The sequence below is a fragment of the Bacillus cereus group sp. BfR-BA-01383 genome, assembly GCF_022663495.1.
GTDB classification, from domain to species: Bacteria; Bacillota; Bacilli; order Bacillales; family Bacillaceae_G; genus Bacillus_A; species Bacillus_A cereus_AU.
This window is the reverse complement of the sequence record NZ_JAKUFP010000060.1, coordinates 1-13,075: the sequence shown is the minus strand read 5'-3', so window position 1 is coordinate 13,075 and position 13,075 is coordinate 1. Positions and strand designations below refer to the sequence as shown.

Genomic DNA, 13,075 nt, shown 5'->3' with positions numbered 1-13,075 from the left:
CTTCTTCAGTCACTTTAAAGCAGAATGCTTTCATTTATATTCCTTCCGCAAAGCGGATGAGGTTAAATTTGCCGTGCGCAAATACATACATTTTTATAATCATCAAAGATTTCAAAAGAAATTAAATAACCTGAGTCCGTATAAATATAGAACTCAGGTTGCTTAGCTGCGCTTTTTAAATCCTGTCTACTTGACAGGGGTCACTGCACTGGTGAGATGCCTTCTTTTTAATCTTTCTTCAATCTTCGTGCAACACCATTCCCTAAAGACTGCAACCCTTGAACGAGAACAATTAAAATAAAGACGGTTGCATACATTACTTCCGGTTCGTAGCGTAAATGTCCGAAGCGATATGCTAAGTCTCCTAGCCCGCCAGCACCTACAAGACCAGCCATTGCTGTTGCACCGATTAGGCCAATGGTTGCGATTGTTAATCCAAGTACAAGAGATGGACGGGCTTCTTTAACCATGACGTGCCAAATGATTTTAATAGTAGAAACGCCCATTGCTTGATAGGCTTCAATGACGCCGCGATCCACTTCTAATAAAGCCGTTTCCATTAAACGTGCAATGTAAGGGGCTGTGAATACGACAAGTGGTACGATAACACCTTGCACACCAATGGATGTTCCCATTAGAAATTTTGTAAAAGGCAAGATGAAAAATAATAGAATGATAAATGGAAGAGAGCGAATGACATTGATAACTGTATTAAGAATAGGATAGACAATTTTATTTTCGTGCTGTCCACCAGGTCTCGTTAAAACAAGTGTGACACCAAGAGGTAATGCGATAAGGATAGAGATAATTAGTGAAATAGATGTCATTTGAAATGTTTGAATTGTTGCTTCCCATATGACGTTACCCCATTCATCCAAAAAGGACTTGTTTCCCATAATCCGTTCTACCTCCTTCTATGATGATACCTTGCTCTTGTAAAAATGATAAAGCACGGTGTACTTCGTTTTCTTCCCCTTGCATATGAACGACAAGTTTCCCATATGCCTCATGTTTTAACTGTGTAATATTACCAGATAAAATATTCGGATATACTTGGAAACGTTTTGTAGCGACAGCTAATGCTGGTTCTCCTGAAGAATTTCCTATAAAAGAAAGTGTTACAATTTCACCAGTAGTTTGCAGTTCTTTTTGTACTTCTTCTGGGATTTTCGCTGCAAATGCGCTATTTACAAATTTCTTCGTCGTTACATGTTGCGGGTTTGTGAAAATATCTTTCACAGTCCCGCTTTCGACTATAGCCCCTTGTTCCATAACGGCAACGCGGTCACATATACGCTGGATGACATTCATTTCATGTGTAATGAGTAAAATCGTAATTCCAATTTCTTCGTTGATCTTTAATAGTAAGTCAAGAATAGAATCGGTTGTTTCTGGGTCTAAAGCGCTTGTTGCTTCATCGCTTAATAAAACTTCAGGTTCATGTGATAGTGCACGTGCAATGGCAACACGCTGTTTTTGACCGCCAGAAAGTTCACTTGGATATGCATCTTTACGGTTAAAAAGATCGACAATGCGTAAATACTTTTCTACCCTTTTTTCAATTTCTGCTTTTGGAATGCCAGCAAGGCGTAAAGGTAATGCAATATTTTCATAGACGGTAACAGTTTTAAGTAAATTGAACCCTTGAAAAATCATTCCGATTTTTTGTCGCGCTTTTGCTAGTTCTTTTGTCGATAGTGTTGTTAAGTCTTGATTGTTTACAATGATAGTTCCTGTCGTTGGTTTTTCTAATAAATTTACACAGCGAATTAATGTACTTTTACCAGCGCCGCTATATCCGATGATTCCAAATACTTCGCCCTTTGCCACTTTAAGAGAAGTTGATTTAAGAGCTTCGACATACCCTTTTTTTGTTGAAAATACTTTGGAAATATTTTTTAATTCAATCATTATCGTCAGCTCCTACCAAGACGGTAAAACAGAACCATCAAATTTTTTCTCAATAAATTCTTTTACTTCTTTAGATTGATAAGCTTTCTTTAATTTGTTTACGACAGCATCATCTTTATTTTCTGTACGAACAACAACCCAGTTCACATATGGTGAATCTTTTCCTTCTCGGAAAATAGAGTCTTTCGCTGGACTTAATTTTGCACCTAATGCGAAGTTCGTGTTAATTGCAGCTGCTTTTACTTCACTTAGCTGTGTTGGTAATTGAGCGGCCTCTAATTCAACAATCTTTAAGTTTTTTGGATTTTCAATTACATCTTTTGCAGTCGCTTTTTCTGTAGCCTTTGGATCAACCTTTAAAACTCCTGCTTTTTCAAATAGCTTTAAAGCTCGAAGTTCATTTGTTGGGTCATTTGGGACAGCAATTGCATCACCCTCTTTTAAGTCTTTTACATCTTTTATGTCTTTAGAATATACGCCCATAGGGAATGTTACTGTTGAAAATACTTCAGTTAATTTCATGTTTCGTTCGGCTTTAAATACGTCTAAATAAGATTTAGTTTGATAGCTATTTACATCAAGGCTTTTTTCATCTAAAGATACGTTCGGTGCTACATAATCATTAAATACTTTTACATCAATTTCGAGCCCATCTTTTGCTGCAACTTCTTTCACCTTTTCAAAAATTTGTTCATGCGGCCCACCTGTTACACCAACGGTAATCTTTTTCTCATCTAATGCTTTTACCTCTTTATCAGAATTAGCACCACATGCACCTAACAATAATACAGCTCCACTTACAATACTTAATAATACCTTTTTCATCTATAATTCCCCCTTAATATACGTTCCAAAATAAAAAGCACCTCTCCAAAATAAGAGAGGTGCCGAATAGACGAAATAGGTTCCTCTCTTATCTTCCAAAACGAAAATCGTTCTGCAGGAATTAGCACCTTAGCTTATACGTTATAAGCTCGGTTGCCGGGCATCATAGGGCCAGTCCCTCCGCCACTCTTGATAAGAGTATGTGTATGTAGTTTTTAAATATGGTACTAATAGTAAATCTTACAAAAAGAATTGTCAATGATATTTTCTGAAAATATTTTATTTTAAGGTAATAGAAACGTTCCCTTTTTTATGCCCTTTTTCTATATATATATGGGCTTCGGGAATTTCTTCTAAACGGTAAGTTCTATCAATAACCGGCTTTAGATCTTCTGTTTCAGTTAATTTTTTTAGTAGAATCATATCCTCTTTACTTACTTTTGCCATCATTCCATTAACAGATACATATTTGCTAGTAGGCGTTAATACTTTTTGGCAAAGGGATTTTTTAATTTTTCCAACTGCATCAAATATAATATCGTAGCGTTCATCTCGCTTTGTAAAATCTTCTTTCGTATAATCAATTACTTTATCAGCCCCTAAAGATTGCACTAGTTCAAAATTTGAATTACTACAAACAGCTGTAACGGTCGCTCCGAAATATTTAGCAAGTTGTACGGCAGCCGTTCCTACTGATCCAGAGGCACCGTATATCAGCACTTGTTGCCCCTTTTTTATAAGGCCCTTTCTCAGGAAGTGCAATGCTGAAGTTCCGCCAAAAGGAATAACTGCAGCTTCTTCATACGTCACATTGGTAGGTTTTAATGCTATTAATCCACTTTCATGCACGCATGTGTATTCGGCATAACCACCAAGGTTTAGTTCTGTTAATGCAAAAATTGGGTCTCCTTTTTTAAATTGAGTTACATCTGTTCCTATTTCTTCGATTTCCCCGGATAATTCTACGCCGAGTATAGGTTTTCTCGGTTTTCTGAAACCTAATATGATCCGCATAGGAACCCAAAATAAGAGGGGGCTATTAAAGCCACGTATTCTACAATCTCCAGTCGTTACACTGGTTGCGTGAATTTTAACTAATACTTCATTCTTTTTAGGTTTAGGCTTTTCTATATTTTGAAGCTGGAGAACATTAGGTGGTCCATACTTTGTGCAAATAATAGCTTTCATAATGACCTCCTGAAATTAGTTGTTTTTCTTTACATCATATTTAAGTGTTTCTTGAAACATGTTGTTATGAGAGGAATAAAGTTTGAGCCCATACAATTGCCAGCAGCAAAGTGATAGTCTTGATGAGGGAGGGACCTGAAATAAGTGAGCTCTCTCTTTTTTGTTAGTACTTTCTTCTTAGGAAAATAGGTACAATATGAAGAGGAAGAACGTTAGAAGAGGAGAGTGTCATTTGAAAAAAAGAAAGATAGTAGTTGTCATTATAGCGTATACGGTGTTGTTAACAGCGTCTATACATACGTATAAAAAACAACTCGATCATCCTATTATGAGTGATGTAGGTAAATTGCTTCCGACAAAAATAAAACGTGTTGAAAGTGCTACGGATGAGCACTCGTTAATAAAATTAGTGCAAGATGCAAAAGTTTCAGGAGAGAAAATTTCCATTGCAGGTATGCAACATAGCCAAGGCGGACAGACGTATTATCCGAACGGTACGATGCTTGATATGAAAGGATATAACGAAATATTAGAGTTTGATCCAGAGAAAAAGAGGATTAGGGTACAAAGCGGTGTTACATGGAATGATATTCAAAAGAAAATAAATCCATATGGCCTTGCGGTTCAGGTAATGCAGTCTCAAAATATTTTTACTGTTGGTGGTTCATTAAGTGTAAATGTACATGGACGTGATATTCGTCATGAAGCATTGATTGACACAGTCGAATCATTTCGACTATTAATGGCAGATGGCAGTGTACGTAATGTAAGTAGAGAAGAGAATGCTGATTTATTTCCCTATGTCATCGGCGGTTATGGGCTATTTGGTGTCATTTTAGATGTGACGCTGAAGTTAACAGATGATGAATTATATGAAATGCATACGAAAATGCTAGATTATAAAGAATATACGACGTATTTCAAAGAGAAGGTAAGAAAAGATGAAAATGTTCGTATGCATTTAGCACGTATTTCGGTCGCTCCAAATTCATTTTTAAGAGAAATGTATGTGACGGATTATACATTAGCGCAAAATCAAAATATAAGGGAAGAGTACAGTGAATTAAAAGAAGAAAATATTATAGCAGCACCGAAATTTTTGCTTGGGTTATCACGTTATAGTGATTGGGGAAAGAATACATTTTGGGATATACAAAGAAGTTATTTTGAACGTACAGACGGACAGTTTGAGACGCGAAATAATGTTATGAGGTCAGATAGTGCCTTTATGGAATATGAAAATCCGAACCTGACAGAAGTGTTACAAGAATACTTTGTGCCCATCGATTCTTTTACGGAATACATAGATGATTTACGTAACGCGTTAAACGAAGAAGAACTGAACTTGCTCAATATTACGATTCGTTACGTGGAAAGGAATGAAAATGCAGTTTTATCCTATGCGAAAGATGATATGTTTGCGTTAGTTCTTTTAATTAATCAAGGGCGCTCTGAAGATGAGATAAAGAAAACAGAAGGTATCACTCGGAAGATGATCGATGTTACTTTAAAATATAACGGTAGTTACTATTTGCCATATTATTCTTATCCAACGAAAGAGCAGTTAAGGAGGGCATATCCTCGTATAGAAGAATTTCTTCAGAAGAAGAAGGAAGTAGATCCAGAAGAGAGATTTGTGAATTTATTTTATAGGGAGTATAAGAAATGACATATAGAAGATTTGTAGCGTCACAAAGTATCATTATGATGGCTGGAAGTATGGTATTTCCTTTTTACATTCTATTGCTCCGGAATGTTGGAAATAGTTTTTCACAGTTTGGTTGGGCATATGGCTTATTTGCTTTAACTTCAGCACTTGTATATCCGCTAGTAGGAAAGATGTCTGATAGAGTAGGAGATAGAACATTATTAATAATATATGCTTGGTCCATGGCGATATTAATGCTGTGTTTTCCGATTGCCACAGAAGTTTGGCATGTATACATTCTTCAAATTGTAATGGGAATTTTAGGCGCTGTGCAGCGTAACACTGAGAAAACGTCTTTAGCACGAAAGGTGATGCAGGAAAAGGCAGGATATGAGATTGGAAAATACCATGTGTGGACATCGATTGGAGGAGCAGTAGCAATTATTGCAACGGGGTATTTAGTAGATTTCTTTACAATTGGTACGATTTTTTATATTGCATCAATCTTATATGTAGTGAGCGGAGTTGTATTAAGTAGTAAAAAAGTGTGATCATTCCCATTTTTACCTGAATACCCTTTATTTGTTATACTGAAAGGGAAAATAAACGAAAAGGGGACATTGCCTTTGATGAAATTTTTAGTTTTAGCTATTCTCACTTTGTTTTTGATTCCATGGACAAGAAGCGGTAGGAAACTTCGAACGGTGGATAAGAAAGGAGATGAGAGAATTGTAAAGGGTAAGAAATCATCTATTTTAGTTATTCCTATTTTATTTTGGATTGGTATTGCAATCTATGAATATCTTTGGCTAATTGATGATCGAGTAGATTCAATTCTTACTCATTATTCTGTTGCAGTAGCAATTTTAATTGGGCTTGTTTTATTTTCACAGGATAAGGTAGGGAAATTAGAAGGTACATTAAAAGGACTTTTAATGTTTGTTTTACTTGCAAGTTACGGTTATTTTGGTTATTTGCATGATATAGTAATCACGCAAAAGAAATATGATTCTGTTGTTAAGGTAGAGAAAGATATTTCAGAGCCATTTACTGAAAATGATCAGCCGTTTACAGTGCCGCCTAAAACAGCAGAAAATAAAATGAAAAAGGTATTTGGAGATATCCCAAAAGTAGCTTATTTTGAACTAGGTGAATTAACACCACAAATGGTAAACGGTGAAGCTTTATATGTAGCACCGATTGAAGTTTCAGGCTTTTTTAAAGCACGTAAAGCTGAAACAATTCCAGGTTATGTAACGATGTCAGGTACGAACCCTGATGCGGAAGCGAAACTGCATCTCGGTTATAAAATGAAATATGTACCAAGCATGTTTTTCGGTAATAAATTAGAACGTGTCGTTCGAAAAGCAGAACCAGATCTAATCTTTAAAGGGAAACCTAAATTTGAAGTTGATGATAAAGGAAAACCGTATTATACAATGACGTACGGTGAGTTTATTTCAGGAAGATCTGGATTTGAAGTAGAAGGCGTTGTTGTAGTAGATGCACAAACAGGTGAAGTAAAAAGATATGATAAAGGAAAGGCACCTAAATTTGTTGATGGCGTATTAAATCATGAGACAGCATCGACGTTAAATACGTACTTCGGTAAATATATTCACGGATTTTGGAATACGAAATTCTCACAAACTGATATGAAGATTCCGACTGAGTGGGGGACGAAGGAAGGAGTTACACCAATATTCGGTAAGGATGGAACTCTATATTACTTTACTGATTTCACCTCTCCGAAAGAAGGAGTAGACTCTGCGTTAGGTTACTCACTCATTGATGCACGGACAGGAAAGTTATATTACTATAATGGAAAAGAAGTAAAAGGAATTATGGATGGTTCGGCTGCTACAGAAGTAGTGGATAATTCCTTTAAGAGAGAGAAGTGGCATGGAACGATGCCAGTTATTTATAACGTGTATGGTAAGCCTTCTTGGATTGTACCTGTTATTGATGACGGGGGATTAGTGCGTGCCCATACTGTTATATATGCTTCTAATGCGAAAATATTTGCAACAGGTTCGACACAAAAGGAAGCACTTGAGAATTATAAAAATGCGCTGAGTGGAAGTGGAGATTCATTTAGACCGACTTCAAATGGTAAAGAGGCGCAAAAAGAAGGTATTGTGCAACGTGTATATAAAGAAAAATCAGGTGAAAATACGATCGTGTACGTACTGTTAGAGAATGAACAAAAAGTATTTATGATACCTGCGAAAAAATTCCCGTATGCTATGTTTACAGAGGTAGGAGATCAAATTCAAATCACATATTTAGATACAGGAGAGGCTATGTCTTCAGTATCTAAATTTAAAAATAGCAACTTGAAAAAGTAAAGCGATAGAATTTCTATCGCTTTTTTTACGGAATGAAACAGGAAAATGCACTACACTTGACGTATGTTTATGTTGTAACTATAATTGTTACGATTTGATGTATGTGTAGGAAAGGGTGAATAGAAAAAGTGAATGGAGTTAATCACGAAATATATAAGCCTGTAAAGGCAAGCAGGTTATGGATGATTCTTGTGTTAGGGACACTTACGGCGATTGGGCCATTATCTATTGATATGTATTTGCCTTCTTTACCGAAATTAACGGATGATTTACAAACGAGTGCATCCCTTGCACAGCTTACATTGACAGCTTGTTTACTTGGGCTATCAGTAGGACAATTATTTGTCGGTTCAATTAGTGATATTTACGGAAGGCGAAAACCTCTTATTATTGCTCTTATTATTTATGTTGCTTCTTCTTTACTTTGTGCTGTTGCGCCATCTATTTGGACTTTAGTATTTTTACGTTTCTTACAAGGTGCTTCAGGATCTGCTGGGATCGTTATATCTCGTGCAATGGTACGTGACATGTACTCAGGTTCTGAAATGACGAAATTTTTCTCGCTCCTCATGTTAGTAAACGGAGCAGCACCTATTTTGGCACCGATTATTGGGGGACAATTGTTACAGTTCACAACATGGCGCGGTGTTTTCATTGTTCTTGGAGCAATTAGTGTATTCATGTTAATATCAGCTACGTTCGTATTACGTGAAACATTGCCTCCGGAAGAAAGAGAGACTGGTGGTTTATCAGGAACATTAGCGACGTACGGGAAACTTCTGAAAGATCGTTTATTTATGGGATATGCATTGTCACAAGGATTAGTAACAGCGGCAATGTTTGCGTACATCTCTGGTTCACCATTTGTGTTGCAAAATATATACGGGGCATCACCACAGCAGTTTAGTTTATTCTTTGCGATTAACGGTATCGGTATTATTATTGCCAGCCAAGTTACTGGTCGTTTAGCAGGAAAAGTTAGTGAGAAGACATTATTTGTTTCTGGCATCATTATTGCGGCTGTTGGTGGTCTATCTTTACTACTGACAATCGCACTTGGAATAGGGTTAATTGGTGTTTTATGCTCGTTATTCCTTGTTGTATCAAGTGTCGGTGTTGTATCCACAACTGGGTTCTCGTTAGCAATGAGAAATCAAAAACAAGCAGCAGGAACAGCTTCAGCTTTACTAGGTTTATTACAGTTTATTTCAGGAGCACTTGTTGCACCGTTAGTAGGTATTGGAGGAAGTAATACAGCATTACCGATGGGTGTTGTGATAGCTCTTTGTGAAGTGGGTGCTGTGCTATGTTATTTATTCATGGCAAAAAGAAGCGAGAAGCAGTTTGAACTAAAACAAAAACAAAATTTAGAGGCTTAACAAAAAAGAGCTGATTCAAAGAGAATATTTGAATCAGCTCTTTTTTGTTTCTTTGAAATCACTTATACATATTTGTAAGTTGATAGAGTGAAGCGATGCAAAAGTTATTTGTATAAAGTGACGATACTGTGACAAAAATGTTGGTATACATATTACCAAATCGTCTTAAGTGTAAAAAGTAGGATATTATCGGTATAATAACAAGTGGAGATAAAAGAAACCATAATGAGTAGTAGCTGTAGATAAAAGGAGAATTAGAGATGAAGAAGGTTTTAGGTATTGCTGTAATGGGAAGTATGATCCTTCTAGCAGGATGTAATGGAAATAAAGATACGAAAAAACCACCAGAAAAGGTAGAGCAATCCACTGAGCAAACCGAAGAGGTGGAAGCATACCGTGCAGTACATGAAAAATACGATATGAAAATGAATAAAGAAATTAATAAAGCACTGCAGTTATTTGAAGTGGCAAAAGAAAAGGGTGGTAAGGAAATAACGAATGCTACATATAAAGAAGATGTGCAAAAGGTAACAACGAGCATGTTAGAAGATATTGATAATATACGTAAAGAAATTCGTGTTCCGAAGTCGAAAGAGCAAGAACATGAGATGTATGTTGGCTTCCTAGATGAATCAGAACAAGCGATGAAAAAATTACAGAAGTTAGCTAAAGAAGAAGATTCATCGTTGATTCGTGATATAGAAATTAATTTTGCAACAGCATCGACATACTATAAACGCTTTCAAACAGAAGCGAAACAATAATCTTGCGCATGCAAGGTTATTGTTTCTTCTTATAAACAAAAATTAGCAAGTTCATTATTTATTCCATTATCTAAAAAATCAATTGATGATAATAATAAATTAAAAACAGATTCAAAAGAGTTAATTACGAACGGACCGTTCACGTTAAAAGAATGGAAGTATAACCAAGAAATTACAATACAAAAAAATAAAGAAGTAGGCAGCCGCCTACTTCTTTATTTTATTTCTCTTTTATATTCTTTTTTCATTCCATCAGAGAAGACAACTTCTAAATCGAATTTTTGGTAGTCTTTATCAAGTTTGAACACGTTTACTACTTGATCGATTACTTCTTGGTCAGGTGTGTCTTTATCAAATTTTAATTCTTGTAGAAGTGGGCTTAATTTTGTAATAGCCTCATCTCCTGTTAATTTTACATCTGCTTTATGATCTTCAATTTTTGCTTCCATTTTCTTATCAGCTGCTACATTTTTATAATCAGCTTCGTAGTCTTTCTTCGTATCCTGATAGTCTGCCTTTAAATCGAATTTATTGAAGTTTAGTTTTAAATCAGCAGGAGCCTCATTTTTTGCTTCTTCAGTTGTCTTTTTATTAGAAGTTGTATCTTCTTTTGCAGGAGCTTTACATCCTGTTAATGCAGGTACTAGCATGAGAGCTAATAAAGCTGATAGTAAAATTCTCATTTTAAATTCCTCCTTATGTAAATTTGTTCTATACAAGTTTTTCCTAAAAACATGTAATTATGTATGTGTTGAAAATAAAATATTTTCTTATACCTTCAAGGGTTAATCCGCAATTTAAATCAAAAACGATTTGTATGTATATGGTAAATTGAAGTTGTGAGGAGGTACTGAAATGCATGAAGAATATAAAGAGATGATAAAAAAAGCAATCGAATATATAGAGAATCATTTACATGAAGAGCTCACAACAGAAAGAGTGGCATTCCACAGTGCAGTATCGATGTACCATTTTCATCGTATTTTTCAAAGTTATATCGGGATGAGTGTAACGGATTATATTCGAAAGAGAAGATTAACTTATGCTGCACAGGCTTTAGTGTCGACTGAAAGAGCGGTTATTGATATTGCAGTGCAATATGGTTTTTCCTCACAAGAGGCATTTACGAGGGCTTTTAAAAGAATGTTTCAATTCCCGCCAAAGAAATATCGGGAATATTTCCAATCATTTTATATAGAAAGAGAGGGTGTTTCGATGCAAAAAGGTATACCGAAAGGGTGGGTATTAAGTGGAAGTCATCCTGCTGAATATGAGATGGGTTTAGATTATGAGGTTGTCCACCAAGGAAAAGTATCCGCATATATAAAGGCAAAAGAGAACGTTACGCATGGAGGATTTTCAACATTAATGCAAATGTTCCGAGCGGATAAATACATAGGTAAGAGATTACGTTTAACAGCATTTGTTAAGAGCGAGAATGTAAAAGACTGGGCAGGATTGTGGATGCGAGTAGACGGAAAAGATACTGAGCCTATTGCTATGGATAACATGCAAAATCGTCCAATAAAAAATACGAATAACTGGCAATCGTACTCGGTTGTACTAGATATAAAAGAAGAGGCGCTTGGTATTGCATTTGGTGTTTTATTATCAGGAGAAGGTTGTGTATGGCTGGATAGCATTCGGTTTGATGAGGTGGATGAAAAAATTCCTGTAACGGATTTGGCAGAAAGCTTTTATGAAACACTCTTAGAAGAACCGGTGAATCTGCAATTTGAAGAAATAGAAAAATAATAAAATAAGGAGAAAATATATGCTCAAATATGTAAAACTAATAAGTATTAGCTTAGTAATATCGTCGTGTATTATGGGAATCAACTATTTAATTAGCTATCTTTGGTCAGGACATATACCTTCTTTGACGTGGAAAACATATTTGATGTTTATGTTTATATTTATGATGAGTTTTAGTTCAATGCAAAAAGAGAGCTATGAAGAGAACTGACAATCGTTCTTTTTGTCTTCTTAATTATTAATACACAAATGGTTATCACTGTATTCGGGATTATTTCCCACAACATACGCAGCAAATGGTTATCATACAATAATATTCGGTGGAGTTAATTTAGAGAAAAATATTATTTCATTATTACTCATTATACTAGTTACACAATTGGTAGCGGGAATTACTCTAGTCATAAAAGGAATGGTAAAGGGAAGAGGTTCTGTAAGTAAAGAAGTATAAAGTAAAAAGGTATCCTTCAATTGGATACCTTTTTTAATGGTACTTACTACTTTGCGATTTCTGTCCACTTGTAGTTAAATTCACCGCCAAAGTCAGTTGTTACAAGCCCTTTAATAAATCCGCGTTGTAGGTAAGATCGACCTTGTTGGTATAAAGGAGCGACAGCACCATCTTGTAATAAGATTTTTTCAGCTTGCTTCATTGCTTCCCAGCGTGCTTTTTCATCACCAGCTAAAGTTGTTTTCACTTTATGAATTAGCTCGTCGTACTCTTTGTTAGAGTATTTATCGAAGTTGTAAGCACTATCTGTTGTGAATAGATCTAAGAATGTAATAGGATCTGCGAAGTCAGGGCCCCAGCCATCAATTCCAATTTCATAATCACCACTTAGTAGTAATTTCAACTGTTGTTTACGTGGTTGTGGTTTTAAATTCACTGTTAATCCATCTAGATTTTTTTCTAGTTCACCCTTTAAATATTCGCCAGTCTTTTTAGCTAAAGCATTATCGCTTGTTAATAGTTCAATTGTTACTTTATCAGTACCAAGTTCTTGCTTCGCTTTTTTCCAGTTTTCTTTTGCCGTTTTCACATCATCTTTGACTAGATTTCCGTTTTCTTTACGGAAATCGTTGCCTTCTGGACTTTTTGCGAATTTCGCAGGAACCATTCCTTCAGCTGGGACAGCACCGTTATTTAAAATTGTTTCTACGTATGCTTTTCTTACGATTAGTCAACCTATAGATTTTTGATGGATTGAGTACCAAAAATCTATATCACACATGTATCCACGTATAACGCATACTAAA

General features: G+C 35.6%; 13 protein-coding genes, 3 pseudogenes and 1 riboswitch. Of the genes and pseudogenes, 10 read left to right on the top strand and 6 right to left on the bottom strand.

All coding sequences use genetic code 11. The annotated features are described in order from the left end of the window. Positions 1–166, top strand: a 166-nt coding sequence (locus tag MR065_RS27855) for an IS3 family transposase (RefSeq protein WP_396022397.1), incomplete at its 5' end; no start/stop codon positions are given. A gap of 61 nt (positions 167–227) precedes the next feature. Here MR065_RS27855 and MR065_RS26095 read toward each other — a convergent pair. The 4 genes from MR065_RS26095 to MR065_RS26080 all read right to left on the bottom strand — a co-directional run bounded on the left by MR065_RS26095 (position 228) and on the right by MR065_RS26080 (position 3,924). Beyond that, on the bottom strand, positions 228–896 hold the full coding sequence (locus MR065_RS26095) for a methionine ABC transporter permease (protein WP_098268955.1): 669 nt from the start codon (positions 894–896) through the stop codon (positions 228–230). Next, positions 871–1,911 (bottom strand): methionine ABC transporter ATP-binding protein, encoded by a 1,041-nt coding sequence (locus MR065_RS26090; RefSeq protein WP_242215601.1) that lies wholly within the window; start codon positions 1,909–1,911, stop codon positions 871–873. The genes MR065_RS26095 and MR065_RS26090 overlap by 26 nt, the downstream gene beginning before the upstream one ends. Before the next feature lie 12 nt (positions 1,912–1,923). Further along, complete coding sequence (locus tag MR065_RS26085; protein ID WP_097903365.1) at positions 1,924–2,736, bottom strand: MetQ/NlpA family ABC transporter substrate-binding protein; 813 nt, start codon at positions 2,734–2,736, stop codon at positions 1,924–1,926. Between the two features lie 85 nt (positions 2,737–2,821). Continuing rightward, a riboswitch (SAM riboswitch) is annotated at positions 2,822–2,935 on the bottom strand. 80 nt (positions 2,936–3,015) lie between these two features. Beyond that, complete coding sequence (locus tag MR065_RS26080; RefSeq protein WP_242215599.1) at positions 3,016–3,924, bottom strand: NAD(P)-dependent alcohol dehydrogenase; 909 nt, start codon at positions 3,922–3,924, stop codon at positions 3,016–3,018. Positions 3,925–4,156: 232 nt separating this feature from the next. Between MR065_RS26080 and MR065_RS26075 the strand changes: the two genes are divergently transcribed. The 6 genes and pseudogenes from MR065_RS26075 to MR065_RS26050 form a co-directional block, all read left to right on the top strand. Next, on the top strand, positions 4,157–5,593 hold the full coding sequence (locus MR065_RS26075; RefSeq protein ID WP_242215597.1) for an FAD-binding oxidoreductase: 1,437 nt from the start codon (positions 4,157–4,159) through the stop codon (positions 5,591–5,593). Beyond that, positions 5,590–6,123 carry an MFS transporter gene (locus MR065_RS26070; protein ID WP_097903362.1) on the top strand — a complete coding sequence of 178 codons (534 nt, stop codon included), beginning with the start codon at positions 5,590–5,592 and terminating at the stop codon, positions 6,121–6,123. Before MR065_RS26075 ends, MR065_RS26070 begins: the two co-directional genes overlap by 4 nt. A gap of 78 nt (positions 6,124–6,201) precedes the next feature. Then, complete coding sequence (locus MR065_RS26065) at positions 6,202–7,920, top strand: DUF3981 domain-containing protein (RefSeq protein WP_242215604.1); 1,719 nt, start codon at positions 6,202–6,204, stop codon at positions 7,918–7,920. Between the two features lie 119 nt (positions 7,921–8,039). Then, entirely contained in the window at positions 8,040–9,299 is a 1,260-nt protein-coding gene (locus tag MR065_RS26060) for a multidrug effflux MFS transporter (RefSeq protein WP_242215603.1), read from the top strand. Positions 9,300–9,559: 260 nt separating this feature from the next. Further along, positions 9,560–10,063, top strand: a complete 504-nt coding sequence (locus MR065_RS26055) for a hypothetical protein (protein WP_242215596.1) — start codon at positions 9,560–9,562, stop codon at positions 10,061–10,063. Positions 10,064–10,084: 21 nt separating this feature from the next. Then, positions 10,085–10,258: pseudogene (locus MR065_RS26050) on the top strand (peptide ABC transporter substrate-binding protein); the annotation flags it as partial. A gap of 20 nt (positions 10,259–10,278) precedes the next feature. On the opposite strand, the gene MR065_RS26045 reads toward MR065_RS26050, so the two are convergent. Next, positions 10,279–10,746: a YusW family protein gene (locus MR065_RS26045; RefSeq protein WP_242215594.1), complete on the bottom strand. Its 468-nt coding sequence runs from the start codon at positions 10,744–10,746 to the stop codon at positions 10,279–10,281. Between the two features lie 172 nt (positions 10,747–10,918). Here MR065_RS26045 and MR065_RS26040 point away from each other — a divergent pair, with 172 nt between their 5' ends. The 3 genes and pseudogenes from MR065_RS26040 to MR065_RS26030 all read left to right on the top strand — a co-directional run bounded on the left by MR065_RS26040 (position 10,919) and on the right by MR065_RS26030 (position 12,269). Further along, on the top strand, positions 10,919–11,818 hold the full coding sequence (locus MR065_RS26040) for a helix-turn-helix transcriptional regulator (protein WP_242215593.1): 900 nt from the start codon (positions 10,919–10,921) through the stop codon (positions 11,816–11,818). A gap of 19 nt (positions 11,819–11,837) precedes the next feature. After that, positions 11,838–12,029, top strand: coding sequence for a hypothetical protein (locus MR065_RS26035; RefSeq protein ID WP_242215592.1), 192 nt, complete (start codon positions 11,838–11,840; stop codon positions 12,027–12,029). After that, a pseudogene (locus MR065_RS26030) lies at positions 12,016–12,269 on the top strand (hypothetical protein). The gene MR065_RS26035 and the pseudogene MR065_RS26030 overlap by 14 nt, the downstream one beginning before the upstream one ends. A gap of 46 nt (positions 12,270–12,315) precedes the next feature. Here the strand turns inward: MR065_RS26030 and MR065_RS26025 are convergent. Continuing rightward, a pseudogene (locus MR065_RS26025) lies at positions 12,316–12,990 on the bottom strand (ABC transporter substrate-binding protein); the annotation flags it as partial. Positions 12,991–13,075 lie beyond the last annotated feature (85 nt).

Bases quoted from the DNA above. Each gene is read 5' to 3' on its own strand.
- MR065_RS26095 (WP_098268955.1), bottom strand. From the start codon at position 896: ATGGGAAACAAGTCCTTTTTGGATGAATGGGGTAACGTCATATGGGAA.
- MR065_RS26090 (WP_242215601.1), bottom strand. From the start codon at position 1,911: ATGATTGAATTAAAAAATATTTCCAAAGTATTTTCAACAAAAAAAGGG.
- MR065_RS26085 (WP_097903365.1), bottom strand. From the start codon at position 2,736: ATGAAAAAGGTATTATTAAGTATTGTAAGTGGAGCTGTATTATTGTTA.
- MR065_RS26080 (WP_242215599.1), bottom strand. From the start codon at position 3,924: ATGAAAGCTATTATTTGCACAAAGTATGGACCACCTAATGTTCTCCAG.
- MR065_RS26070 (WP_097903362.1), top strand. From the start codon at position 5,590: ATGACATATAGAAGATTTGTAGCGTCACAAAGTATCATTATGATGGCT.
- MR065_RS26065 (WP_242215604.1), top strand. From the start codon at position 6,202: ATGAAATTTTTAGTTTTAGCTATTCTCACTTTGTTTTTGATTCCATGG.
- MR065_RS26055 (WP_242215596.1), top strand. From the start codon at position 9,560: ATGAAGAAGGTTTTAGGTATTGCTGTAATGGGAAGTATGATCCTTCTA.
- MR065_RS26045 (WP_242215594.1), bottom strand. From the start codon at position 10,746: ATGAGAATTTTACTATCAGCTTTATTAGCTCTCATGCTAGTACCTGCA.
- MR065_RS26040 (WP_242215593.1), top strand. From the start codon at position 10,919: ATGCATGAAGAATATAAAGAGATGATAAAAAAAGCAATCGAATATATA.
- MR065_RS26035 (WP_242215592.1), top strand. From the start codon at position 11,838: ATGCTCAAATATGTAAAACTAATAAGTATTAGCTTAGTAATATCGTCG.